The following is a 22,333-nucleotide window of genomic DNA, read 5'->3' on the forward strand; positions in this document are numbered from 1 at the left end:
GTCTGTTTCTCGTTTTTCTATTTGGATATGAAATCTTGTCCCGTCATGGTCATCCAGCCTGTACGCAAGACATCCATGGTGGCCCGCACGTCGTGCACCCGGATGATCCTGGCGCCATGTTGCAACCCGATCAGGGCACAGGCCAGACTACCAGCCAACCGCTCGGCTACCGGGCGGTCAAGCAGGTTGCCTATCATAGACTTTCGTGACATGCCCACCAAGAGCGGAAGTTGGTAATCGAGCAGTGACGCCTGCTGTGCCAGCAGCTGATAGTTGTGCGCCAGCGTCTTGCCAAAGCCATAGCCTGGATCCAGTACCAGATGCTCACGCGGGATACCAGCCCCCAGACAAGCGGCAATCCGCTCGTCAAAGAAGGCTCTCACCTCCCCCAGCAAATCGTCATAGTGCGGCTCCACCTGCATGGTACGGGGCTGCCCCTGCATGTGCATGAGGCATACCGGTACGCCAGCCTCGGCCGCCGCGCCCAGCGCTCCCGGCTCTTGCAGAGCGCGGACATCATTGATGAGGTGACCACCTGCAGCACAACCCTCCCGCATGACAATAGCCTTGGAGGTATCGAGGGAGATCATCACATCCAGCTCGGCGACCATGCGCTCCACCACGGGGATGACCCTGTCCAGCTCCTCCTGCTCGCTCACGTCGGGGGCGCCCGGGCGGGTCGACTCGCCACCTATATCGATAAGGGTGGCCCCATCGGCCACCATGTCGCGGGCATGACCCAACGCCAGATCGATCTGCTTGAAGCGGCCACCATCTGAAAAGGAGTCCGGCGTCACATTGAGAATGCCCATGACATGGGGACGGTCGAGAGAAAGGGTACGTCCCTTGCTGATTAACTGCATTGCTTCAACTACCTCCAACAAGAGCGGCAAACTCTTCGTGCAAAGAAAAACCCCGGGCAAGCCCGGGGTTTGTATCATGACAACTTATTTGGCCGGGACATCGTTCGCCTTGTCGATGTCACTCAGAGGTGCACTGCCCTCTTCAGCCGGCGCCTTGGCCTCCGGCTCGTTGTTCACGCTGGCACCACCTTGCGGGGTGTCACCGTGCTCATCATGCCAGTTGCTGGGAGCACGGACCTCGCGACGCGCCATCAGATCATCGATCTGCTTGGCATCGATGGTCTCGTACTTCATCAATGCATCTTTCATGGTGTGCAGCACATCCATGTTGTCCAGCAGGATCTGCTTGGCACGATCGTAGTTGCGATCGATGACCTGCTTGACCTCTGCATCGATGATGCGGGCGGTATCGTCAGACATGTGCTTGGCCTTGGCCATGCTGCGGCCGAGGAAGACTTCACCGTCCTCTTCTGCGTAAAGCATGGGGCCGAGACGCTCGGACATGCCCCACTGGGTCACCATCTTGCGGGCGATGTCGGTGGCACGTTCGATGTCGTTGGATGCACCGGTCGATACCTTCTCGGCACCGTAGATCAGCTCTTCCGCCAGACGACCGCCATACAGGCTGGAGATCATGGACTCCAGATGCTGCTTGGAGTGGCTCCAGCGGTCCTGTTCCGGCAGGTACATGGTCACACCCAGCGCACGGCCGCGCGGAATGATGGAGACCTTGTAGACAGGGTCATGATCCGGCACCACGCGACCAATGATGGCGTGACCCGCTTCATGATAGGCCGTCATCTCCTTCTCGGACTCTTTCATCACCATGGAGCGACGTTCCGCCCCCATCATGATCTTGTCCTTCGCCTTTTCGAACTCCAGCATGGAGACCACTCGGCGGCTCTCGCGAGCAGAGAAGAGGGCAGCCTCGTTCACCAGGTTGGCCAGATCGGCACCGGAGAAACCAGGGGTACCACGGGCAATCAGCGCCGGATTGACGTCATCCGCCAGCGGTACCTTGCGCATGTGCACTTTCAGGATCTGCTCACGACCGCGAACATCCGGCAAGCCGACCACGACCTGGCGGTCGAAACGACCTGGACGCAGCAGCGCAGGATCCAGTACGTCGGGACGGTTGGTGGCGGCGATGACGATGATGCCTTCATTGCCTTCAAAACCATCCATTTCAACCAGCATCTGGTTCAGGGTCTGCTCACGTTCGTCGTGACCACCACCCAGACCGGCGCCACGCTGGCGACCGACCGCATCGATCTCATCAATGAAGATGATGCAGGGGGAGGATTTCTTGGCCTGTTCGAACATGTCACGCACCCGGGAGGCACCGACACCCACGAACATTTCCACGAAGTCCGAACCTGAAATGGTGAAGAACGGCACCTTGGCCTCGCCTGCAATGGCTTTGGCCAGCAGGGTCTTACCGGTACCGGGAGGACCTACCAACAGGACGCCGGTCGGGATCTTGCCACCCAGCTTCTGGAATTTGGTCGGGTCACGCAGATAGTCGACCAGCTCCTTGACCTCTTCCTTTGCCTCGTCACAACCGGCTACGTCGGCAAAGGTAGTCTTGATCTGATCTTCGCTCATCAGGCGAGCCTTGCTCTTGCCGAACGACATGGCACCCTTGCCGCCGCCGCCCTGCATCTGACGCATGAAGAAGACCCAGACACCGATCAGCAACAGCATCGGGAACCAGGAGATGAAGATGGACGTGATCAGAGATGGTTCTTCCGGCTTCTCACCCATCACTTTGACGTTATGGTTGAGCATGTCGTTGAGCAGTTGGGGATCCGGCGCAGGAATGATGGTGGTGAAACGTTCACCGGTGCGCTTGACGCCATTGATGACCTTGCCATCCATCCGCACTTCACGGATCTGCTCCTGGGTCACTTCTTTCACGAAGCTGGAATAGTCCAGCTGGCGACTGGTGGTATCGCTGGGGCTGAAGCTATTGAACACCGACATCAGCACGACGGCGATGACCAGCCACAGGATTAGGTTTTTCGCCATGTCACTCAAATCAATGACCTCGCAGACTGACAGTTAACGATGAGGGTTAGGGTACTACAGTTTAAAACCGGTAGCCACAATGTAGACTTCTCGTGAACGAGCACGGGACGAGTCTGGTTTTCGAATCTTGACGACAGAGAAAAGTCTACGTATTTCATTGAGATAGGCATCAAACCCTTCCCCCTGGAACACCTTGACTACAAAACTGCCATTACTGCTCAGGACCTGATTGCACATGTCCAGCGCCAGTTCCACCAGGTACATGGCACGGGCTTGATCCACCTGCTGGGTACCGCTCATGTTGGGCGCCATGTCGGACATGACGACATCCACCTTGTCGGGGCCGACTCGCTCCAGCAAGGCGCCGAGTACAGTTTCCTCCCGAAAGTCCCCTTGCAGGAAATCGACACCGGCAATGGAATCCATCGGCAAAATATCACACGCAATGACGCGCCCCTTGTCACCGACCTGGTCGATAGCAAATTGGGACCAGCCACCGGGAGCAGCCCCCAGGTCCACTACCGTCATCCCCGGCTTGAGCAGCCGGTCTTTGCCCTGGATCTCGTCTATCTTGAAAACGGCGCGAGAGCGCAGTCCCAACTTCTGGGCTTTCTTGACGTATTGGTCGTCGAAATGTTCTTTTAACCAGCGGGTTGAACTGGGGGAACGTTTTTTCTGGGTCATGATTGTCGACTTTAAAAAACCACAAGGGTTATTAGTATTAAGGGCTAAGTGGGGGTAGAATACGCCCCTTTCAACCCTGACTTATGAAGAAATTGCCATGATTCTCAACAATAAACAGAAACAGTACCTCAAGGGCCTGGCCCACAGTCTGAAGCCGGTCGTCCTGCTGGGACAACACGGTCTGACCGAAGGGGTGCTGGCCGAGATCGATCTGGCCCTGAACCACCACGAGCTGATCAAGGTTAAGGTTGCGTCTGAAGATCGTGAGATGAAACAGCTGGTGATGGATGCCATCGTTCGCGAGACCGGCGCCATCAAGGTACAGAGCATGGGCCATGTACTGACCATCTACCGTCAGGCCAAAGAGCCCAAGATCCAGTTGCCGCGCAAGTAACAGGAAAGAGCATTCGCTCTTTCCTTCATTTCCCTTCTTCCCAAGTCGCTTGCCAAAATAGTTGCCAGGCCCTTAACCTGCGATGAATAGCCGTGGACACCCACTATGGACAAGCATCAGCTCCTCACCGATGAAGAACTGGCCATGCTGCGGGACCTGGGAAACGATGAAGACATTGCCACCAGCCAATACCTGCGCGGCACCCTGCCCCTTCCTCTCCAAAGCCTGTTGCAGCGAGCCAAGCCTCTGACACTCGAAGCCCGCATCGCCGGCTACCAATTGCGTTTCCCGCTCCACTGTACCCAGGCAGAGGAGGGCCACGCCGAGCTGCGCATCGCCGCGCCGACCATTACCGAGCTGGGTTCGCCCCATCTGCGCGCCTGGCGACTCGAGGAAAAGGCCGTGCTCTGCACCGAAGACGCGGAGTACGAGGTATACAGCCTCTCCCTTGGCGGTCTCATCGTGGCCGGCTTGCCGGACGCCTTTGCCAAGGGAGATCCACTTGGCGGATACCTTCGCATCGAGGATCTCCCTCCCTTGGCCATGACAGGCACCCTCGTCAGGCACGTGGATGCCAATCCACATCGCCATGACTGGGCCGTCCAGTTCCGGCTGGGCAAGGAGGATCAGGAACAATTGCGGGACTGACTCTTCCAGCGCCACCAGGACGCCTTCGTCCAGGCCTATCAGGGTGACTAAAGACAACAGGGGAGCCCGGCTCCCCTGTCTCTTTCCCCGACGTTCAATCAGAGATAGGCAACTTCCAGGATCTCGTACTCCACATCGCCACCCGGCGTCTTGACGATGGCAACGTCATCCACTTCCTTGCCGATCAGGGCGCGGGCAATGGGGGAGTTCACGGAAATCATGTTCTGCTTGATGTCCGCCTCGTCGTCTCCCACGATGCGGTAGACCACTTCCTCTTCCGTTTCACTTTTGAGCAGGGTCACGGTTGCGCCGAAGATGACGCGGCCATTGTTGGCAATCTTGGTGACATCGATAATCTGGGCATTGGAGAGCTTGCCTTCGATTTCCTGAATGCGGCCTTCACAGAAACCCTGCTGCTCGCGGGCGGCATGGTATTCGGCATTTTCTTTCAGATCGCCATGTTCACGGGCATCAGCAATCGCTTCGATAATCTGGGGACGCAGCTCGGTCTTGAGATAATCGAGCTCTTGACGCAGCTTTTCAGCGCCGCGAACAGTCATCGGAGTATGATTCATAGTCGAAACCTGGGTTGCTTTATAAAGAGAAGCTGCGGCAATCAAAAGAGAGCCGCAGCTGTCGGTTCGGATGGGGCATCTTAATATGAAGCCGCCACAAAATCCATGTCAGCCCCTGCGAGCGGGATCCCGCTTTGGGCCAGCGTTACTTGGATTCCGAGACGCCAAGCGGAGCCGACACCGTCGGTTTGCCCTGCATGATGGCGATCTCGACACGTCGGTTCATGCGCCGATTCTCCGGGCTGTTGTTGGGCACCAGCGGCTGGGAATCCGCCATCCCTTGCACCACCAGACGATTGCCGTCAAAACCGGGCACCTTGATCATCTGGTGGGCAACCGCCACCGCCCGCTGGGATGAAAGCTCCCAGTTGGACTGGAACAACTCGTCCTCGGTGGCCACATTGTCGGTGTGGCCGGAGACGGTGATCTCCCCCGGCACATCCTTGAGCAGCGCAGCCACCTTGCGGATCACCGGCCAGAACTGGGGTTGCAGGAAGGCGGAGCCCGCCGGGAACGCCGCTTTCTCGCGAATGCGAATGATGATCTGCTGACCCAGCGCCTCTATCTCGATGGCCCCATCCTGGATCTGGGCCTGCATCTGCTCCGCCAGTGCCTTGGCCAGGGTGTTGGACTGTTCCTGCGCCTTCTGGGCCTCCTGGGCGGTATCGCCACCGCTCTGCTGGCCTTCGGTCTTGTCATGTCCACCCGCCTTGTCCGCATCCCCAGGCTGGAAATCCAGCTCGGTCTGGGTCATGTCGATGGTCTGCTGCATGATGGTGTCAATAGGCGTCGGCTCGGGGCGACCAGGACGAAACTCCTGGGCGATGACGGAGGTTCCCTTGGGGATATCCTTGACCTCCAGGATGTTCTGCACCCCGAACGCCTTCTCCATGGAACCGGCGATCTGCTTGAACTTCTGCACATCCATCTCGGCAAAGGAGAGCAAAAGCACGAAGAAGCACATCAGCAGAGACATGAGATCCGCGAAGGTTCCCATGTAACCGGGCAATCCGGGAGGCGGGCACTTGCACTTTGCCATCTGTGCGCTCCTATTCGGTCCCGTTGTTGCGTTTGGACTGATTCAGGTAGTTCTGCAACATAGCCTGGATCACCCTCGGGTTCTGTCCATCCTGGATCCCCATGATGGCGTCGAGGATCAGGGTGCGACTCAACTGTTCCTCGCCGCTACGCAGTTCCAGCTTGTCAGCGATGGGGATGGCAATCATGTTGGCCTCGATGGCGCCATACAGGGTCGTCAGCAAGGCCACCGCCATGGCCGGACCGATGGATTTGGGGTCGCTCATGTTGGCCAGCATGGCCACCAACCCCACCAGGGTACCGATCATGCCCATGGCCGGACCGAGATCCCCCAGGGAGCGGAACACCTTGATGGCTGTGGCGTGACGCTCGGACGTCAGTTCGATGTCCTTCTCCATCACCGCACGCACTACGTCGGCATCATGGCCGTCCACCAGCATGTCGATGCCCTTCTTCATGAAGGTATTGGGGATCTCCGCCGCCTCCAGAGCCAGAAAGCCCCCCTTCCGGGCCGCATCCGCCAGTTCCACCGCCTTGGTGATGAGATCGTCGAGCTTGTCCCCCTTGTACATGAAGGCCTTGCCCGCGACCTTGAAGGCCATTAGAAACTGGCCGAGGTTGAACTTCATCATGCAGATGAACACGGACCCCAGTATGGTGATGTAGACCGATGGCATGTCCACATACATGCTCATGGGGCCGCCCAGCAACATGCCGTACACCACGACCCCGAACCCCAGCACTAAGCCTATCAGACTCCCTAAATCCACATCCCTACTCCTGTCGCCGAACGTGCCGTCTCATTATATTGCGTTGAATTTTCTGCTATTGCGTCCCCGGCAGCAAGTCCGGCACACCGCAATCGCCGATCGGCAATGCGTGGTTGCATGCCCGTTCTTATCGGCCAGGGTCAGGATAGTTTGAGGACGCCGCGTTTTTCTGCCTCCCCCCTGTGGCCGGTCGATGTTAAGATGAGCCGTTTTTTCAATCCCCGAGGATGGACATGGCCAGTAAAAAAATCGACCGTCTGAGTTTTGATGCCACCCTGGAAGAGCTTGAAACCATAGTGCATCAACTCGAACAGGGCTCGCTCCCCCTCGAGGAGGCACTCAAACAATTCGAACAGGGCATCCATCTGGTGCGCGCCGGCCAGCAGAAGCTGGAACAGGCCGAGCAGAAGATCCAGATCCTCCTGACCCAGGCCGATGGCAGCGAGCAAGCGGTCCCCTTTCGAGCAGAACAAGGAGAGGAGTGAGTGACCCTGGACGATTTCTCCCGCCTGCATCGGCGCCGCATCGACGATTGCCTCTCGGCACAGCTTGACGCCCTGCCCGCCATGGCGCCACGTTTGCGGGACGCGATGAAATACGGCCTGCTGCTCGGTGGAAAACGGGTGCGCCCCTTCCTGGTCTATGCCGTCGGCGAGATGCTGGGGGTCAAGAGCGAACTGCTGGATGGCCCCGCCGCCGCCGTGGAGTGCATTCACGCATACTCCCTCCTGCACGACGACTTGCCCGCCATGGACGACGACGACCTGCGTCGTGGTCAGCCCACCGTACACAAGGCCTTCGATGAAGGCACAGCCATCCTGGCGGGCGATGCCCTGCAGACCCTGGCGTTTTCCATTCTGGCCGACCACCCCATGCCCGATACATTGATGGCCAACCGGGTGCGGATGCTGAGTGCCCTGGCCCGCGCGTCCGGCTATCTCGGCATGTGCGGCGGTCAGGCACTGGATCTGGACGCCGAAGGGCGCCGGATCAGCCTCGCCGAGCTGGAGCAGGTGCACCGCCACAAGACCGGGGCCCTCATCGAGTGCGCCGTGACCCTCGGCGCCCTGTGCAAGGCTGACGTGGAACCCGCCACCCTCACCGCCCTGCAAACCTATGCCGCCGCCATCGGACTCGCCTTCCAGGTGCAGGACGACATCCTCGACATCACGGGCGATACTGCCACCCTGGGCAAGCCGCAAGGCTCGGATCTGGCGCTGGAAAAGAGTACCTATCCGGCCCTGCTCGGACTCGACAATGCCCGTGAGCTGGCTCGCGAACTGCATGACAAGGCCTTAACAGCCCTGCAATCCTTGCCCTACAATACCGACATTCTGGAAGCGTTTGCCGATTACATCATCGAGCGAACCCACTAAACGCTGGATAACAGTAACAATATGAGCGTTGATATTAGCGATTTCCCCAACCTGGCCCTCGCGGACACGCCGGTCGATTTGCGATCCCTCCCCTTCGAGCGGCTGCCCGTGGTGTGCAACGAGCTGCGCGAGTATCTGCTGCGCTCGGTGAGCCGCTCCAGCGGCCACTTCGCCTCCGGCCTTGGCACCGTCGAGCTGACGGTCGCCCTGCACTATGTCTACAACACCCCCTTCGATCGGCTGGTGTGGGACGTGGGCCACCAGGCCTATCCCCACAAGATCCTGACCGGAAGACGGGAGCGCATTCACACCATTCGCCAGAAAGATGGCCTGCACCCCTTCCCCTGGCGGGAAGAGAGCGAGTACGACGTGCTCAGCGTGGGCCACTCCAGCACCTCCATCGGGGCGGCGCTCGGCATGGCGGTGGCGGCCGAGAGCGAAGGGCTTGGCCGCAAGGTGGTCGCGGTCATCGGTGATGGCGCCATCACCGCCGGCATGGCCTTCGAGGCCCTCAATCACGCCGGCGACGTCCACAAGGACATGCTGGTGGTGCTCAACGACAACGAGATGTCCATCTCCGAGAATGTGGGGGCCCTGAACAATCACCTCGCCAGGCTGATGTCCGGCAAGCTCTACACCACCATTCGCGAGGGGGGCAAGAAGGTGCTGGCGGGTCTGCCGCCGGTCAAGGAGCTCGCCAAGCGGGCCGAGGAGCACCTCAAGGGCATGGTGGTACCCGGCACTCTATTCGAGGAGTTCGGCTTCAACTACATCGGCCCCATCGACGGTCACGACATCCATGCCCTGGTCGAAACCCTGCGCAACATGCGCAACCTCAAGGGTCCCCAGCTGCTGCACGTCAAGACCAAGAAGGGCAAGGGCTACGAGCCGGCGGAAAAAGATCCCATTGGCTATCACGCCGTCCCCAAATTCAACCCGGATGACAGTGCCCTGCCCAAGAGCGCCGGTGGCAAACCCACCTTCTCCGCCATCTTCGGTCAGTGGCTGTGCGATATCGCCGCCAAGGACGAGCGCGTGGTCGGCATCACCCCCGCCATGCGCGAAGGCTCCGGTCTGGTGAAATTCAGCCAGCAATATCCGGATCGCTACTTCGATGTGGCCATCGCCGAGCAACATGCGGTCACCTTCGCCGCCGGTCTCGCCATCGCCGAGCAGAAACCCGTGGTCGCCATCTATTCGAGCTTCCTGCAACGGGCCTATGACCAGCTGATCCACGATGTGGCGCTGCAGAAGCTGCCGGTGCTGTTCGCCATCGACCGGGCCGGTCTGGTGGGGGCCGACGGCCCGACCCATCAGGGTGCGTTCGACATCAGCTTCCTGCGCACAGTGCCGAACATGGTGGTGATGACGCCGTCCGACGAGAACGAGTGCCGCCAGATGCTCTACACCGGCTATCTGTGCAACGGGCCAGCGGCGGTGCGCTACCCCCGTGGCAGCGGCACCGGTATCCAGGCCGAGAGCGAGATGCAGGCCCTGCCCCTCGGCAAGGGACGTGTCGTTCGCGAGGGCAAGGGGACCGCCATCCTGGCGTTCGGCACCCTGCTGCAACAGGCCAGAGCAGCCGCCGAGGCGCTGGATGCCACCCTGGTGGACATGCGCTTCGTCAAACCCATGGACGAGGCGCTGGTGCTCTCTCTGGCCGCCTCCCACGATCAGTTCGTCACCCTCGAAGACAACGCCATCATGGGCGGTGCAGGCTCTGCGGTGAACGAGCTGCTGATGGGCTGCAAGCAGTGCAAACCGGTGCTCAACCTCGGCCTGCCGGACCGCTTCATCGAGCAGGGCACCCAGGATGAGATCTACGCCCTGCTGGGGCTGGACAGCGTGGGCATTCAGACCCGCATCGAGAGCTGGCTGCAGGCCTGACAAGGGTTATCGCAAGCAATAAAAAAGGGCGCCTGATGGCGCCCTTTTTTGTTATTCACTGTGCCAGACCAACCCTGTTCAGATACTGTCGCGAGAAGGCCGTCAACAAGGTTACAAGCCGCTCAGGAACCGAGACATACATGAGCACTCCTTGGTTCTACATAAGCGAGCAGCACATGAACCTTGATCACGGCCTCGCAGCCAGTTCGTGGATAGGTTTATCAGCCCTTGTAGATCTTCGGGTTGAACACATCCCGCAGCCAGTCACCCAGCAGGTTGATCACCAGCACCAGCACCACCAGGCAGAGGCCCGGGAAGGCGGTGATCCACCAGGATCCGGAGAAGATGTAGTTGAAGCCCACGCTGATGAGCGACCCCAGGGACGGTTGATCAACCGGCATCCCCAGACCCAGGAAGGAGAGGGCCGCCTCGCTCATGATGGCGTTCGCCACCTGCACGGTGGAGATGACCAGAATGGGGGAGAGGCAGTTCGGCAGAATGTGGCGGAACATGATGCGCGGGGCGCGGAACCCCATCACCTGAGCCGCTTCCACATACTCCTTCTTCTTCTCCGCCAGCACGGAGGCGCGCACCGTCCGGGCATACTGCGGCCACTCGGCGATACCGATGATCACCACCAGCATCAGGATGGCGAACTTCGAGTAGAACTCGGAGCCAAAGGTCGCCTGGAAGATGGCGGAGATGATGATGGCCACCATCATGGTGGAAAACGACAGCTGCACGTCGGCAAAGCGCATCAGCAGGTTGTCGATGCGACCACCAAAGTAGCCGGCCATCAGACCGATGACGATACCGAGCACCAGCTGCAGCCCCACCGCGAACAGACCAATGGTCAGCGAGATGCGGGCGCCATAGAGGATGGTGCTCCAGATGTCGCGTCCCTGGTTGTCTGTCCCGAGCCAGAAGCGGGCCTCGCCCCCTTCCAGCCAGGAGGGGGGCAGCTCCGCATCCATCAGATCGAAACTGGTCTGGTCATAGACGTTGTGCGGCGCGATCCAGGGTGCCAGCAGAGCCGCCAGCACGAAGACCACAAACACCGCAAAGCTGAACATGGCTACCTTGTCCCGCAGGAAGTAGTAGACGATGTCGGAATTTTTGAAGCGTGCCCAACGGCTTGGGCTTGCAGTTACAGCATTAGTCATCTGTTACCCCTTGGCGGTCAGGTTGACGGTCGGGTTGATCAACCCGTAGAGCAGGTCGACCAGGGTATTGGTCACCACGAAAATGAGGCCGACGAAGATGACGTAGGCGGTGATCAGCGGCGTATCGACCCGGTGGATCGCCTCAAGGAAGAGGAAGCCGGTCCCCGGCCACTGGAACACACTTTCGGTCAGGATGGTGTAGGCCACCATGGTCCCGATCTGCACACCGCCCACCGTGATGACCGGCAGCATGGTGTTCTTCAGGGCGTGCTGGTAGTAGACCTTGTTGTTGTCCAGCCCCTTGGCACGGGCAAACTTGACGTACTCGGAGGAGAGCTGCTCCAGCATCTCCGAGCGCACCAGCCGGATGAACAGCGGCAGCATGATGGAGGAGAGGGAGACCGCAGGCAGCACCAGGTGCAGGATACCGTCCCAGGTGAAGAAGCCCGAATCCCAACCCAGCAGGTTATAGGTCTCGCCACGGCCATAGGCCGGCAGCCAGCCCAGCTGGATGGAGAAGAGGTACATCAGCATGATGGCGGTCAGGAAGACCGGGATCGAGATGCCGATGCTGCTCACCGCCATGATGACCTTGGTGAGGATGCTGCGCGGTCTTATCGCCGAATAAACCCCCAGCGGAATGGAGACCACGACGATGATGAGCGCGGCGGCAAACACCAGCTCAAGGGTAGCCACCAGCTTGTCGAGGATAACCTCGAGGGCTGGTCGCTTGAAGAAATAGGAAGTGCCCAGATCCCCGTGTACCGCGTTCTTCAAGAAGCGGCTGTATTTCACGAGGAAGGGATCATTGAGTCCCATCTTGTCGCGCAGCTCCTGGCGCACGGACTCGGAGACGGATTGTCCCACCAGCTCGCGCAGCGGATCCCCCAGGTTGTCCTGGATGGAGAAGGCGACCAGGCTGATGACGAACATCACTATCACGGCCTGATAGAACCGTTTCAGCAGGAATGTAAACATGCTTGTCCTTCTACGTGGCCTGTGTCTTGGCACAGGCTTCTGTTAATGGCGGGGCAACCATGGGTGCCCCGCCGGGTCCTTCCTTAAACGCTTCGCTTACTTGTTGACCACCAGGTCACCCAGATAAGGGAAGTTCATCACGTTGACCACCGGCTTGATGTCGACGTTCTTCTTGGCACCATAGGCCAGGTCTTCCCAGTGCAGCGGCACATAGGCAGCGTCGTCGATCAGCATGGCTTCCACCTTCTGCAGGATGGCGGCACGCTTGGCAGGATCGGTCTCGGTGTTGGCTTCCATCACCATCTTGTCAGCTTCCGCGTTGGCATAACCGCCGCAGTTGTACTGACCCATGCCGGTCTTGGCATCCTTGGTGAAGGTCAGGAACTCGAAGAAGTTCGCACTGTCTTCGGTGTCGGAGTGCCAGCCGATCAGCTGCATGTCAGCGGCGCACTTGTCAAACTCCGGCCAGTACTGGGCCACCGGCATGGTCTTCAGATCCACCTTGATGTTGATCTTGGACAGCATGGCGGAGACGGCCTGGGCAATCTTGACGTCGTTGACGTAGCGGGCAGCCGGGGAGATGAAGCTCATCTTGAAGCCCTTCTCGTAACCGGCTTCCTTCATCAGCTCCTTGGCCTTGGCCAGATCATACTGGGGCTTGAGCGCCTCGTTGTAGCCTGCATAGCCTTTCGGGCTCAGCTGGCCGGCCGGGGTACCGAAGCCCTTGTTGATCTTGTCGACGATGCCCACCTGATTGATGGCGTAGTTGATCGCCTGACGCACGCGCTTGTCTTTCAGCGCAGGGTTGGTGTTCTGGTTCAGCTCGATGATGATGGCACGGGTACCGGACAGGGTGACCAGCTGGGAATCCTTGCCGTTCTTCACGCGCTCCAGATCGTTCGGGGCAACCGGGTAGATCATGTCCACGTCGCCGCCCAGCAGGGCTGCAACACGGGTGGCGTCTTCCTTGATCGGTACCACGGTCAGGTTTTCGACGTTGCCCTTGGAGGCCTTGTCCCAGTAGTTGGCGTTGCGCACGTATTCCAGCTTCACGCCCTGCTCGCGGAACTTGACGCTGAACGGACCGGTACCGGAGACATTGGTGGAGGCGAAGGAGTCACCGTTCTTCACGATCTCGGCCTTGTCCTTGCCCGCCTCTGTCTTGCCGCTATAGAACTTGGAGTCCATCGGGAAGATGTAGGTGACGGTCTGCAGCACCAGCGGGAACGGCTTGGCGGTGACGAGATCCACGGTGAAATCATCCACCTTCTTGGCTTCGGCGATGGGGTCGAAGATCGCCTTGAAGTCCGGGGAGGCCTTCAGACGGTTGACGGTCCATACCACGTCATCGGCGGTGAAGTCGTTGCCGGAGTGGAACTTCACACCCTTGCGCAGGTGGAAACGGACGGTCTTGTCGTCGATGCGCTCATACTTCTCGGCCAGACGCGGCTCGAACTGCAGATCCTGGGTGTAACGCATCAGGGGGTCGAACACCAGGTGAGACATCTCCAGGGTCTGACCGGAGAGCTGCTCCTGCGGGTCCAGCGAGGTGGCGTCGGACGCGACGGCGACCTTGATGTCGGCAGCAGAAACGTTGAACGCGAGACCAGCGGCGAACAGCGCCATGGCGATCTTGGATAATCCTTTCTTCATGTCTTTCTCCATGCTTTTGGCTTTTTATTGACAGACAAACCGGCGAACCGGTGCTTTCCTAGCTTGCGATTTCCAGCCCCTCGCGGGACATTCCCTTGAATTCCGGCATGAGGGAGATCAGCTTGCGGCTGTACTCATGCTCGGCATTGGTGAACAGTTTCTCGGTCTCGGCCACTTCCACCAGATGACCGTGCTGCATCACACCGATGCGGTCGCACATCTGGCGGATGACCGGCAGATCGTGACTGATGAACAGCATGGTGAGCCCAAGCTCCTGTTGCAAGTCTTTGAGCAGGTTGAGGATCTGGGCCTGCACCGAGACATCCAGCGCCGAGGTGGGCTCGTCGCAGATGAGGAAACGCGGGCGGGTCGCCAGGGCGCGGGCAATGGAGATGCGCTGGCGCTGGCCACCGGAGAACTCGTGGGGATACTTGACCCCGGCGCCGCGGCCCAGGCCCACGTGATCCAGCAGGTCCCCGACGATCTGCTCTATCTGCCGCTCGCTCTCGGCGAGGCGGTGGAAGCGGATCGGCTCGGCGATGATGTCACGCACTTTCATGCGCGGGTTCATCGAAGAGTACGGGTTCTGGAACACCATCTGCATCTGGCGGCGCAGGGGGCGACGCTCGTGCTCCCCTTTCAGGGCGGTGAGATCGATCCCCTCGAAGACAATCTTGCCGGTATCGGGCGGATAGAGCCCGGTGATGGCACGGGCGATGGTGGATTTGCCGGAGCCCGACTCCCCCACCAGACCGAAGGTCTCACCCTCGAAGATCTCGAAGCTGATGTTGTTGCAGGCCCGCACGTACTGGCGGCGGCTCGGGAAGATGGAATCCTTGGTGACGAACTTCAGATCCACGTTCTCCACCCGCAGCAGTGCGCCTTCATAGGTGCGCTCGTCCTGACTCTGGCCGAGCCAGTGGGTCTTGAGATCGATGCTGGTATCCGCCGCACCGGCATCCTCGATATAGGAGACCAGAGGGAAGCGCACCAGCTTCACATCCGAGCGGGGCACCGCCGAGATGAGGCTGCGGGTATAGGGGTGATTGGGGCGGCCCAGCACCTGTTCCGTGGTGCCGAACTCCACCAGATCGCCGCGGTACATCACCGCCACCTTGTCGGTGACGTTGGAGACCACCCCCATGTCATGGGTCACCAGCATGCAGCCTACCTGGCGCTCTTTGCACAGGTTGCGGATGAGCTGGAGGATCTGATCCTGGATGGAGACGTCCAGCGCCGTGGTCGGCTCATCGGCGATGATGAGCTCGGGATCCCCGGAGAGGGCGATGGCGATCACCACCCGCTGGCGCATGCCACCGGAGAACTGGTGAGGATACTGCTTGATGCGCACATCCGGGTTCGGGATCCCCACCGCCCCCATCAGCTCGAGGGCCTTGGCAAAGGCCGCCTCGCGGGACAGGTCGGTGTTGGCGAGGATGGTCTCCACCAGCTGCTGCTCCACGGTGAACAGCGGGTTGAGGGAGGTCATGGGATCCTGGAAGATGAAACCGATGCGCGAGCCACGAATGGCCCGCATCTCGTTCTGGCTCTTGCCGGAGATGAGCTCGCCGTTGAGGTAGATGTCACCACGGGCGATGCGACCGGGCGGGCTCAACAGATCGATGACGGCGTTGCCGATGGTGGATTTGCCAGCGCCGGACTCACCGACGACGCCGACGATCTCGCCCTTTTCAACAGAAAAAGAGAGATCCTTGACCGCGGCAAGCACCCCGTAGCGGGAGGGGTACTCGATCCGCAAGTTTTTGACTTCAAGCAAGGACATGGTTACCTCTGCGGGGGACATCCGTCCCAAATAATTCGTCCGTAAATCAGCCGCAGATGCTGGTTGTGCCTTGGTACTGCTCGAGAGCCGTTGTTGTGTAATTAACGCTCAATCCATGAGGCAGCCAAACCAGCGATCCGGGCGGGTTTTTTGCATTTTTTTGGAATAACCCGCGAGTAAGTTAGTCGGTTTGCCCGCGGGTGTAAATGATCCAGTTATACAATTTCGCAATACTTTGCCCAGAGAATGCCGACACCCTGGGGTTAAAATGTCGATAAAAGTCACATTACCAGAGATTACGCTGGCAATGCGAGACCATCAACCAATTATGTTTCAACAAAATAGCAACAAACCATCTTATTCACTATCAGCATTATGCTGACCAGCTTCGAATGAGTAGTGAATATTTATGTGAAATGATTTTTTGACGGCAGCATATCTGGAGTAAGGAAAAATAGGCAGAGCTAAATAGGGACAATGCAGAAGGATCAACCTGGGCCACAGGCCCGCCGGCACGGCAAGCCGGGAGGGATTGCATACAAAAAAACGCAGGCCCCTCAGGGCCTGCGTGTGCGGTATATCCGACCTCTTTGCAAGAGGAGATGAGTGAAAAAACAACGAGACGGGCGTTCGGGAGCCACCTCCCCTCACCAGTGGGCAAGCAGTTGCATGCAGGCCAGGGCAAACAGGCCGGCGATGAGATCGTCCAGCATGATGCCAAGCCCGCCGTGAATGCGGCGATCGAACCAGGAGATGGGCCAGGGCTTGAGCACGTCGAATAGGCGAAACAGCACGAAACCCGCCAGCACCCACTCCCAGCCGGCCGGGGCCGCAATCATGGTGACCCCGAATCCGATGACCTCGTCCCAGACGATAGCCCCGTGATCCGGCATCCCGATGGCGTCGGTGGCGCTCTGGCAGATGCGGATGCCCGCCACGAAACCCACCACCAGCAGGACGATGAACCAGGAGGTCGGCAGCCCGCTCACCAAGAGATAGAGCGGGATGGCTGCCAGGGTCCCCATGGTGCCCGGCGCCTTGGGGGAGAGGCCGGAGCCAAAGCCCACCGCAAGGAAGTGGAGCGGGTTTTTAAGGTTCAGCCGCGTCAGTTCGGGCTTTATCTTGAAAGACATCATGCGAAGTGATCCCAGCCCTTGAGGTGCAGTTCGACGGGTTGTTCGTCCTGCAGGTAGTCGATGCCAGGCTCCCCGGCCAGGATGCGACCGATGCGGGTGAACTTCACGCCACAATTGGCCAGCGCCGTGTCCAGGGCACCGTGATGCTCCTGGGGCACGGTGAAGCAGAGCTCGTAGTCGTCGCCCCCGGCCAGGGCCAGCTGCCAGGCATCCATGGCCGGCACCGCATCCTGCAACACGGGGGAGAGGGGCAGCAGATTGAGATCGATCTGGGCCCGCACGCCGGACGCCTTGAGGATGTGGCCAAGATCGGACGCCAGGCCGTCGGAGAGATCCAGGGCGCTGCTGGCCAGCCCGCGCAGGGCCTGACCGGCCAGGATGCGGGGATGGGGATGGTCGAGGCGCGGCAGCACGGCCGCCAGCTGGTTCTCGTTGAGGGTGCGCTTGCCCAGCAGGTGGGAGAGCGCCAGGGCGGCATCTCCCAGGGTACCGGTCACGTAGACCCCGTCACCGGCCTTGGCGCCGCTGCGCATCAGGGCGCGACCTGCCGGGACCGATCCTTTCACCGAGACGGTGATGGAGAGGGGCCCGCGGGTCATGTCTCCCCCCACCAGCGCCACGTTGTAGTACTCGGCGAGCTCGAGGAACCCTTCGGCGAAACCGGCGACCCAGCGCTCGTTGATGGCGGGCAGGGTCAGGGCCAGGGAGACCCAGCGCGGCTCGGCACCCATGGCGGCCAGATCGGAGAGATTGACCGCCAGCGCCTTGTAGCCGAGATCCACCGGATCCATGTCGGGGAAGAAGTGCACGCCGCTCACCAGGGTGTCCGTGCTCACCGCCAACTGGGCGTCGGGGGGCAGGGTCAGCAGGGCACAGTCATCTCCAGGGCCCATCACCACGTCCTTGCGGGCGTGGGGGACCTTGAAGTACTTCTCAATCAGCTCAAATTCACCCATACAGTAAAAAGCCAGCAATAAGCTGGCTCCTCTCTTAATTGCTGACGGACAGCAGGATCAGCGCTTGGGCAGCGTCTTGATCACCTTGTCCAGGACGCCGTTGACAAACTTGTGGCTGTCATCGGCGGCGAAGGCTTTGGCCAGCTCGATCGCTTCGTTGATCACCACGCGCGGCGGCACATCTTCACGACGGGTCAGCTCGTAGGTCGCCAGACGCAGGATCGCCTTGTCCACCATGTCCACTTCTTCCAGCGGACGGGAGAGGAAAGGCGCGAACACCTTGTCCAGCTCGTTGCAGTGGACCGCTACCCCGAACAGCAGATCGCGGAAATAGTTCAGGTCCACACCCTTGGTGTCCTGATCGATCTTGAACTGCTCTTCGATGTCGCCCACGTTGGCCTGGGTCATCTGCCACTGGTAGATGGCCTGGGTGGCGCAATGGCGGGCCTTACGGCGCTCGGACGGTTTCAATGCATTTCTCCTCGTTACACGTCCAGTTGTTTCAGGACGTTGATCATTTCGAGCGCGCTCAGTGCAGCCTCTGCACCCTTGTTACCCGCCTTGGTACCGGCGCGTTCGATGGCTTGTTCAATGTTTTCGGTGGTCAGCACGCCGAAGGCAACGGGAATGTCGTATTCCATCATTACCTGGGCCAGACCCTTGCCGTTCTCGCTCGCTACCAGTTCGAAGTGGTAGGTACCGCCGCGGATGACGGTGCCGAGTGCGACGATGGCGTCGTATTGACCGCTCTTGGCCAGCTTCTTGGCCGCCAGGGGAATTTCGACGGCCCCCGGTACGCGCACCAGGGTCAGATTGCTCTCCTGGACCTGACCTTGACGCTTCAGCACGTCCAGCGCGCCGTTCACCAGGCTGTCATTGATGAAGCTGTTGAAACGGGCAACGACAATAGCAACACGCGCCTCGGGAGCGGCGATATTTCCTTCGATAATCTTCATTGGAAATCCTGTCTCTGTGCAATCAATTAGGGGCCGGGCTCAAAAGTGCACGCATTCTAGCACAACAGAGCCGCGACAAAAAACCATGGCCGCAACGGGCGGCCATGGTGATGAATTCAACCATACGCAGCGCTTACTCGCCGACGTACTCCACCACTTCCAGACCAAAGCCACCGAGGGCATGGTACTTCTTGGGGGAGCTCAACAGGCGCATCTTGCCGACCCCCAGCGCCTTGAGGATCTGGGAGCCGACGCCGACCCGGCGCGAGGTGCCCTGCCACTTGGCCCCTTCCGGTGCCAGCCCCTTGTCGGCGGCTTCAAAACCCTTGACCCTGGCCAGCAGCTCGGCGCCATGGGCTTCCGCCCCCAGGATCACCAGCACCCCGCCCTCGTCGGCGATGCGGGCCATGGATTTGGGCAGCGGCCAGCTGCGAGCGCTGTGGCGGTCGGTGAGCAGCAGATCGCTCAGCACGTCGTGCAGGTGCACCCGTACCAGGGTCGGCTGGTCGGCCTTCACGTCCCCTTTCTTCAGGGCGAAGTGCACCTGGTTGTCGATGGTGTCGCGGAAGGTGACGAGGTCGAACTCGCCGTATTCGGTGGGCAACTTGCACTCGGCCACCTTCTCTACGGTGGTCTCGTGCTGGTTGCGGTATTCGATAAGGTCGGCAATGGTGCCGAGCTTGATGCCGTGCTGCTCGGCGAAGATCTCGAGATCCGGGCGCCGGGCCATGGTGCCGTCTTCGTTGAGGATCTCGACGATGACGGAGGCTGGCTCGAAGCCGGCCAGCCGGGCCAGATCGCAGCCCGCTTCGGTGTGGCCGGCGCGGGTCAGCACACCGCCATCCTGCGCCATCAGCGGGAAGATGTGGCCGGGCTGCACCAGATCGGCGGCCTTGGCATGGGGCGCCACCGCGGCCTGCACGGTGACGGCGCGGTCGGCGGCGGAGATGCCAGTGGTCACCCCTTCCGCCGCCTCGATGGAGACGGTGAAGGCGGTGGAGAACTGGGCATTGTTGCGATCGACCATCAGCGGCAGCGCCAGCTGCTTGCAGCGATCCCGGGTCAGGGTCAGGCAGATGAGGCCACGACCGTAGCGCGCCATGAAGTTGATGTCTTCCGGGCGGACACAGGAGGCGGCCATGATCAGGTCCCCTTCGTTCTCCCTGTCTTCGTCATCCATCAGGATTACCATCTTGCCAGCCTTGATATCGGCAATGATTTCCTGGGTCGTGCTCAGCGCCATGGGCTACTCCATCAACATGCTTGGGGATTGAGCCAGTCGGCTCGACTTGATACTGCGTATTGTGCTCTAGATGGGGGCACGCGGCCCCGTTTCAATCCGCGCGGGATCACAGAACCGCGTTTTCCCGTCAAAACGGCTCACAAGAATCCGGACTGGGCCAGCTTCTCCAGGGTCAGGGTAGAGGCACTGCTCTCCTCGAGCTTGCCCGTCATCAGCCGCTCCAGATAGCGGGCTATCTGGTCCACCTCGAGGTTGACCCGGTAGCCGGGTTTCCAGCGGGCGATGGTGGTCTCCTGGGCGGTGTGGGGCACGATGGTCAGCCGGAACAGATCCCCCTGAACCGCATTGACGGTGAGGCTGATTCCATCCACTGCAATGGAGCCCTTCTCGGCGATGTAGCGGGAGAGCTCCCCCGGCGCCTTGATCCAGTATTCGATGGCGCGGCCGCTGGACGATTTGCTCTTCACCTCGCCGATGCCGTCCACGTGGCCGGAGACCAGGTGGCCGCCGAGGCGGGAAGTGGGCATCAACGCCTTTTCGAGGTTGACCGGATCCCCCACCTTGGCGGCAGAAAAACCGGTGCGGGAGAGGGTTTCCAGGGAGACGTCGGCGGTATAGCTGTGATCCCCGAGCGCCACCACGGTGAGACAGACGCCGTTGGTGGCGATGGAGTCGCCCAGCTTGACGTCACTGAAGTCCAGGGTCGGCGCGTGCACGGTGAGGGCCATGTCCTCCCCCTGGCGACGCAGCTCGGCCAGGGTTCCCACCGCTTCGATAATTCCGGTAAACATGCAGATCACCTTGCTGATGACGGGGGAGATGGATGCCCCCGTGAACATTGAAAAATCAGGCTATTTTCGCAGTGATGCGAATATCCTGGCCAAGCATGCGCACATCCTTGAGGTTGAGTTTAGGGGCCTGGAACAGCCGGGTCAGCCCCGGCAGATGGAACAGGCCGCGCCCCTCATCCCCCATCAGTTTGGGCGCCTGATAGAGCACCAGCTCGTCCACCAGCCCCTTCTCCAGCAGGGCGCCGCACAGCCGCGGCCCCGCCTCCACCAGTACCGAGTTGACGTTCTGTTTGGCCAGCAGCATGAAGAGGCTGACCAGATCCAGCTTGCCATCCAGCAGCGGCACCTCCAGCTGCTGCACCCAGGCGGGCCACTCACCGGATGCCTTGTGGCGGGCCAGCAGTACCGGGCTCTCGCTCTGGAACAGGGGCAGATCCGGGGTGAGCCGGTTTTGCGAATCCACGATGACCCGAAGTGGCTGGCGCAGGGTCTCTTTGGGATAGACCGCCTTGACCGAGGGAGGCAGCTCGTCCCAGCGCACGGTGAGGGAGGCGCCATCCGCCAGCACGGTTTCGGCGCTGGAGAGGACTGCATCGTGACGGGCCCGCAGCCGCTGCACGTCCCGGCGCGCCTCCGGAGAGGTGATCCACTGGCTCTCGCCACTCGCCATGGCGGTGCGACCATCCAGGCTCGCCCCCAGCTTGACCGTCACCAGCGGAAACGCGGTGCGCATCCGCTTGAAGAAACCGGGATTGAGGGCCTCGGCTTCTGCGGCCAGCAGGCCGAAATCGGTCTTGATCCCCGCCTCGGAGAGCATCCGCAGGCCGCGCCCGCCCACCTGGGGATTGGGATCCACCATGGCAGCCACCACCCGGGTCACCCCGGCCTTGATGAGCGCCTCGGCGCAGGGGGGCGTGCGACCATGATGGGAGCAGGGCTCCAGGGTCACATAGGCGGTGGCACCGCGGGCCTCTTCCCCTGCCGCGTGCAGGGCATAGACCTCGGCATGGGGCTCACCGGCCCGCTTGTGCCAGCCCTCCCCCACCACCACGCCGGCCTTCACCAGCACGGCGCCGACGCAGGGGTTGGGAGCCGTGGTGTAACGGCCGCGCCGGGCCAGTTCGAGGGCCCGGCTCATCCATTGGTAATCGTCTTGACTAAACATCCGGGCTCCTGTGTCCAGCAACCTGTCCCCAGTGGCACGGCCATCCGATGGGACAAGAAAATAGGGTGTACGCGCTTGCAGCACGCCTTCTCGGGCAGATCGGCCATGGCATCTGACGCCATGGCGACGGGCACACACATCGCAGGATGCGGCCGCACGCCCTCATACTTTTTCACCAGTGCAACGATGCGCTATCTGGATGTCTCACTGGTGTAACAACTGGCGCTGCCGCAACGGCAGCCCCTC

22 protein-coding genes are annotated in these 22,333 nt (G+C 60.6%); 5 read left to right on the plus strand and 17 right to left on the minus strand.

The annotated features are described in order from the left end of the window. Window positions 1-17: 17 nt before the first annotated feature. From folP to rlmE, 3 genes are all read right to left on the minus strand, one after another. Window positions 18-863, minus strand: coding sequence for a dihydropteroate synthase (gene folP / locus PG887_RS05650; protein ID WP_253584482.1), 846 nt, complete (start codon window positions 861-863; stop codon window positions 18-20). An 84-nt stretch (window positions 864-947) separates the two neighbouring features. Further along, window positions 948-2,900, minus strand: a complete 1,953-nt coding sequence (ftsH, locus tag PG887_RS05655) for an ATP-dependent zinc metalloprotease FtsH (RefSeq protein ID WP_104455437.1) — start codon at window positions 2,898-2,900, stop codon at window positions 948-950. A gap of 45 nt (window positions 2,901-2,945) precedes the next feature. Then, the gene (gene rlmE, locus PG887_RS05660; RefSeq protein WP_010675375.1) at window positions 2,946-3,575 is read right to left on the minus strand and encodes a 23S rRNA (uridine(2552)-2'-O)-methyltransferase RlmE; all 630 of its coding nucleotides are present in this window, start codon (window positions 3,573-3,575) and stop codon (window positions 2,946-2,948) included. 97 nt (window positions 3,576-3,672) lie between these two features. Between rlmE and yhbY the strand changes: the two genes are divergently transcribed. Together yhbY and PG887_RS05670 are read left to right on the plus strand one after the other, a co-directional pair. Beyond that, window positions 3,673-3,969: a ribosome assembly RNA-binding protein YhbY gene (yhbY, locus tag PG887_RS05665; protein WP_010675376.1), complete on the plus strand. Its 297-nt coding sequence runs from the start codon at window positions 3,673-3,675 to the stop codon at window positions 3,967-3,969. A gap of 105 nt (window positions 3,970-4,074) precedes the next feature. Continuing rightward, window positions 4,075-4,617: a PilZ domain-containing protein gene (locus tag PG887_RS05670; RefSeq protein WP_203762846.1), complete on the plus strand. Its 543-nt coding sequence runs from the start codon at window positions 4,075-4,077 to the stop codon at window positions 4,615-4,617. Window positions 4,618-4,715: 98 nt separating this feature from the next. Here the strand turns inward: PG887_RS05670 and greA are convergent, their stop codons facing one another. The 3 genes from greA to pomA form a co-directional block, all read right to left on the minus strand. After that, a complete protein-coding gene (greA, locus tag PG887_RS05675; RefSeq protein ID WP_010675378.1) occupies window positions 4,716-5,192 on the minus strand; it encodes a transcription elongation factor GreA in 477 nt (158 codons plus the stop codon). Between the two features lie 145 nt (window positions 5,193-5,337). Next, window positions 5,338-6,231: a flagellar motor protein MotB gene (locus PG887_RS05680; protein WP_042878323.1), complete on the minus strand. Its 894-nt coding sequence runs from the start codon at window positions 6,229-6,231 to the stop codon at window positions 5,338-5,340. Between the two features lie 10 nt (window positions 6,232-6,241). Continuing rightward, a complete protein-coding gene (gene pomA / locus PG887_RS05685; protein WP_029314770.1) occupies window positions 6,242-7,000 on the minus strand; it encodes a flagellar motor protein PomA in 759 nt (252 codons plus the stop codon). 233 nt (window positions 7,001-7,233) lie between these two features. Between pomA and xseB the strand changes: the two genes are divergently transcribed. Genes xseB through dxs form a run of 3 tightly spaced genes read left to right on the plus strand, consistent with a single transcriptional unit; the run spans window position 7,234 to window position 10,263 of the window. Then, on the plus strand, window positions 7,234-7,485 hold the full coding sequence (xseB, locus tag PG887_RS05690) for an exodeoxyribonuclease VII small subunit (RefSeq protein WP_010675381.1): 252 nt from the start codon (window positions 7,234-7,236) through the stop codon (window positions 7,483-7,485). Then, on the plus strand, window positions 7,486-8,376 hold the full coding sequence (gene ispA, locus PG887_RS05695; RefSeq protein ID WP_041215676.1) for a (2E,6E)-farnesyl diphosphate synthase: 891 nt from the start codon (window positions 7,486-7,488) through the stop codon (window positions 8,374-8,376). It begins immediately after the preceding gene. Window positions 8,377-8,397: 21 nt separating this feature from the next. Then, window positions 8,398-10,263, plus strand: a complete 1,866-nt coding sequence (gene dxs / locus PG887_RS05700; protein WP_270821323.1) for a 1-deoxy-D-xylulose-5-phosphate synthase — start codon at window positions 8,398-8,400, stop codon at window positions 10,261-10,263. Between the two features lie 221 nt (window positions 10,264-10,484). On the opposite strand, the gene PG887_RS05705 is transcribed toward dxs, so the two are convergent. From PG887_RS05705 to ribD, 11 genes are all read right to left on the minus strand, one after another. Then, window positions 10,485-11,426: an ABC transporter permease gene (locus PG887_RS05705; protein ID WP_029314771.1), complete on the minus strand. Its 942-nt coding sequence runs from the start codon at window positions 11,424-11,426 to the stop codon at window positions 10,485-10,487. A gap of 3 nt (window positions 11,427-11,429) precedes the next feature. Further along, on the minus strand, window positions 11,430-12,404 hold the full coding sequence (locus tag PG887_RS05710) for an ABC transporter permease (RefSeq protein WP_201921277.1): 975 nt from the start codon (window positions 12,402-12,404) through the stop codon (window positions 11,430-11,432). A gap of 96 nt (window positions 12,405-12,500) precedes the next feature. Beyond that, window positions 12,501-14,057 carry an ABC transporter substrate-binding protein gene (locus PG887_RS05715; protein ID WP_010675386.1) on the minus strand — a complete coding sequence of 519 codons (1,557 nt, stop codon included), beginning with the start codon at window positions 14,055-14,057 and terminating at the stop codon, window positions 12,501-12,503. A 58-nt stretch (window positions 14,058-14,115) separates the two neighbouring features. Continuing rightward, on the minus strand, window positions 14,116-15,840 hold the full coding sequence (locus PG887_RS05720) for a dipeptide ABC transporter ATP-binding protein (RefSeq protein ID WP_010675387.1): 1,725 nt from the start codon (window positions 15,838-15,840) through the stop codon (window positions 14,116-14,118). A 647-nt stretch (window positions 15,841-16,487) separates the two neighbouring features. Continuing rightward, window positions 16,488-16,976 (minus strand): phosphatidylglycerophosphatase A family protein, encoded by a 489-nt coding sequence (locus PG887_RS05725; protein ID WP_043153244.1) that lies wholly within the window; start codon window positions 16,974-16,976, stop codon window positions 16,488-16,490. Next, window positions 16,973-17,932 (minus strand): thiamine-phosphate kinase, encoded by a 960-nt coding sequence (thiL, locus tag PG887_RS05730; protein WP_039040298.1) that lies wholly within the window; start codon window positions 17,930-17,932, stop codon window positions 16,973-16,975. Before thiL ends, PG887_RS05725 begins: the two co-directional genes overlap by 4 nt. A 57-nt stretch (window positions 17,933-17,989) precedes the next feature. Continuing rightward, a complete protein-coding gene (nusB, locus tag PG887_RS05735) occupies window positions 17,990-18,403 on the minus strand; it encodes a transcription antitermination factor NusB (protein WP_010675390.1) in 414 nt (137 codons plus the stop codon). A 14-nt stretch (window positions 18,404-18,417) separates the two neighbouring features. Further along, a complete protein-coding gene (gene ribH, locus PG887_RS05740) occupies window positions 18,418-18,888 on the minus strand; it encodes a 6,7-dimethyl-8-ribityllumazine synthase (RefSeq protein ID WP_010675391.1) in 471 nt (156 codons plus the stop codon). Between the two features lie 133 nt (window positions 18,889-19,021). Continuing rightward, entirely contained in the window at window positions 19,022-20,131 is a 1,110-nt protein-coding gene (gene ribBA, locus PG887_RS05745; RefSeq protein WP_039040299.1) for a bifunctional 3,4-dihydroxy-2-butanone-4-phosphate synthase/GTP cyclohydrolase II, read from the minus strand. Window positions 20,132-20,268: 137 nt separating this feature from the next. Beyond that, window positions 20,269-20,922, minus strand: a complete 654-nt coding sequence (locus tag PG887_RS05750) for a riboflavin synthase (RefSeq protein ID WP_270821324.1) — start codon at window positions 20,920-20,922, stop codon at window positions 20,269-20,271. A 55-nt stretch (window positions 20,923-20,977) separates the two neighbouring features. Beyond that, entirely contained in the window at window positions 20,978-22,087 is a 1,110-nt protein-coding gene (ribD, locus tag PG887_RS05755; protein ID WP_039040300.1) for a bifunctional diaminohydroxyphosphoribosylaminopyrimidine deaminase/5-amino-6-(5-phosphoribosylamino)uracil reductase RibD, read from the minus strand. Between the last annotated feature and the right edge of the window lie 246 nt (window positions 22,088-22,333).

Origin of the sequence: Aeromonas sp. QDB14, from assembly GCF_027707845.1 — a bacterium.
GTDB lineage: Bacteria > Pseudomonadota > Gammaproteobacteria > Enterobacterales > Aeromonadaceae > Aeromonas > Aeromonas caviae.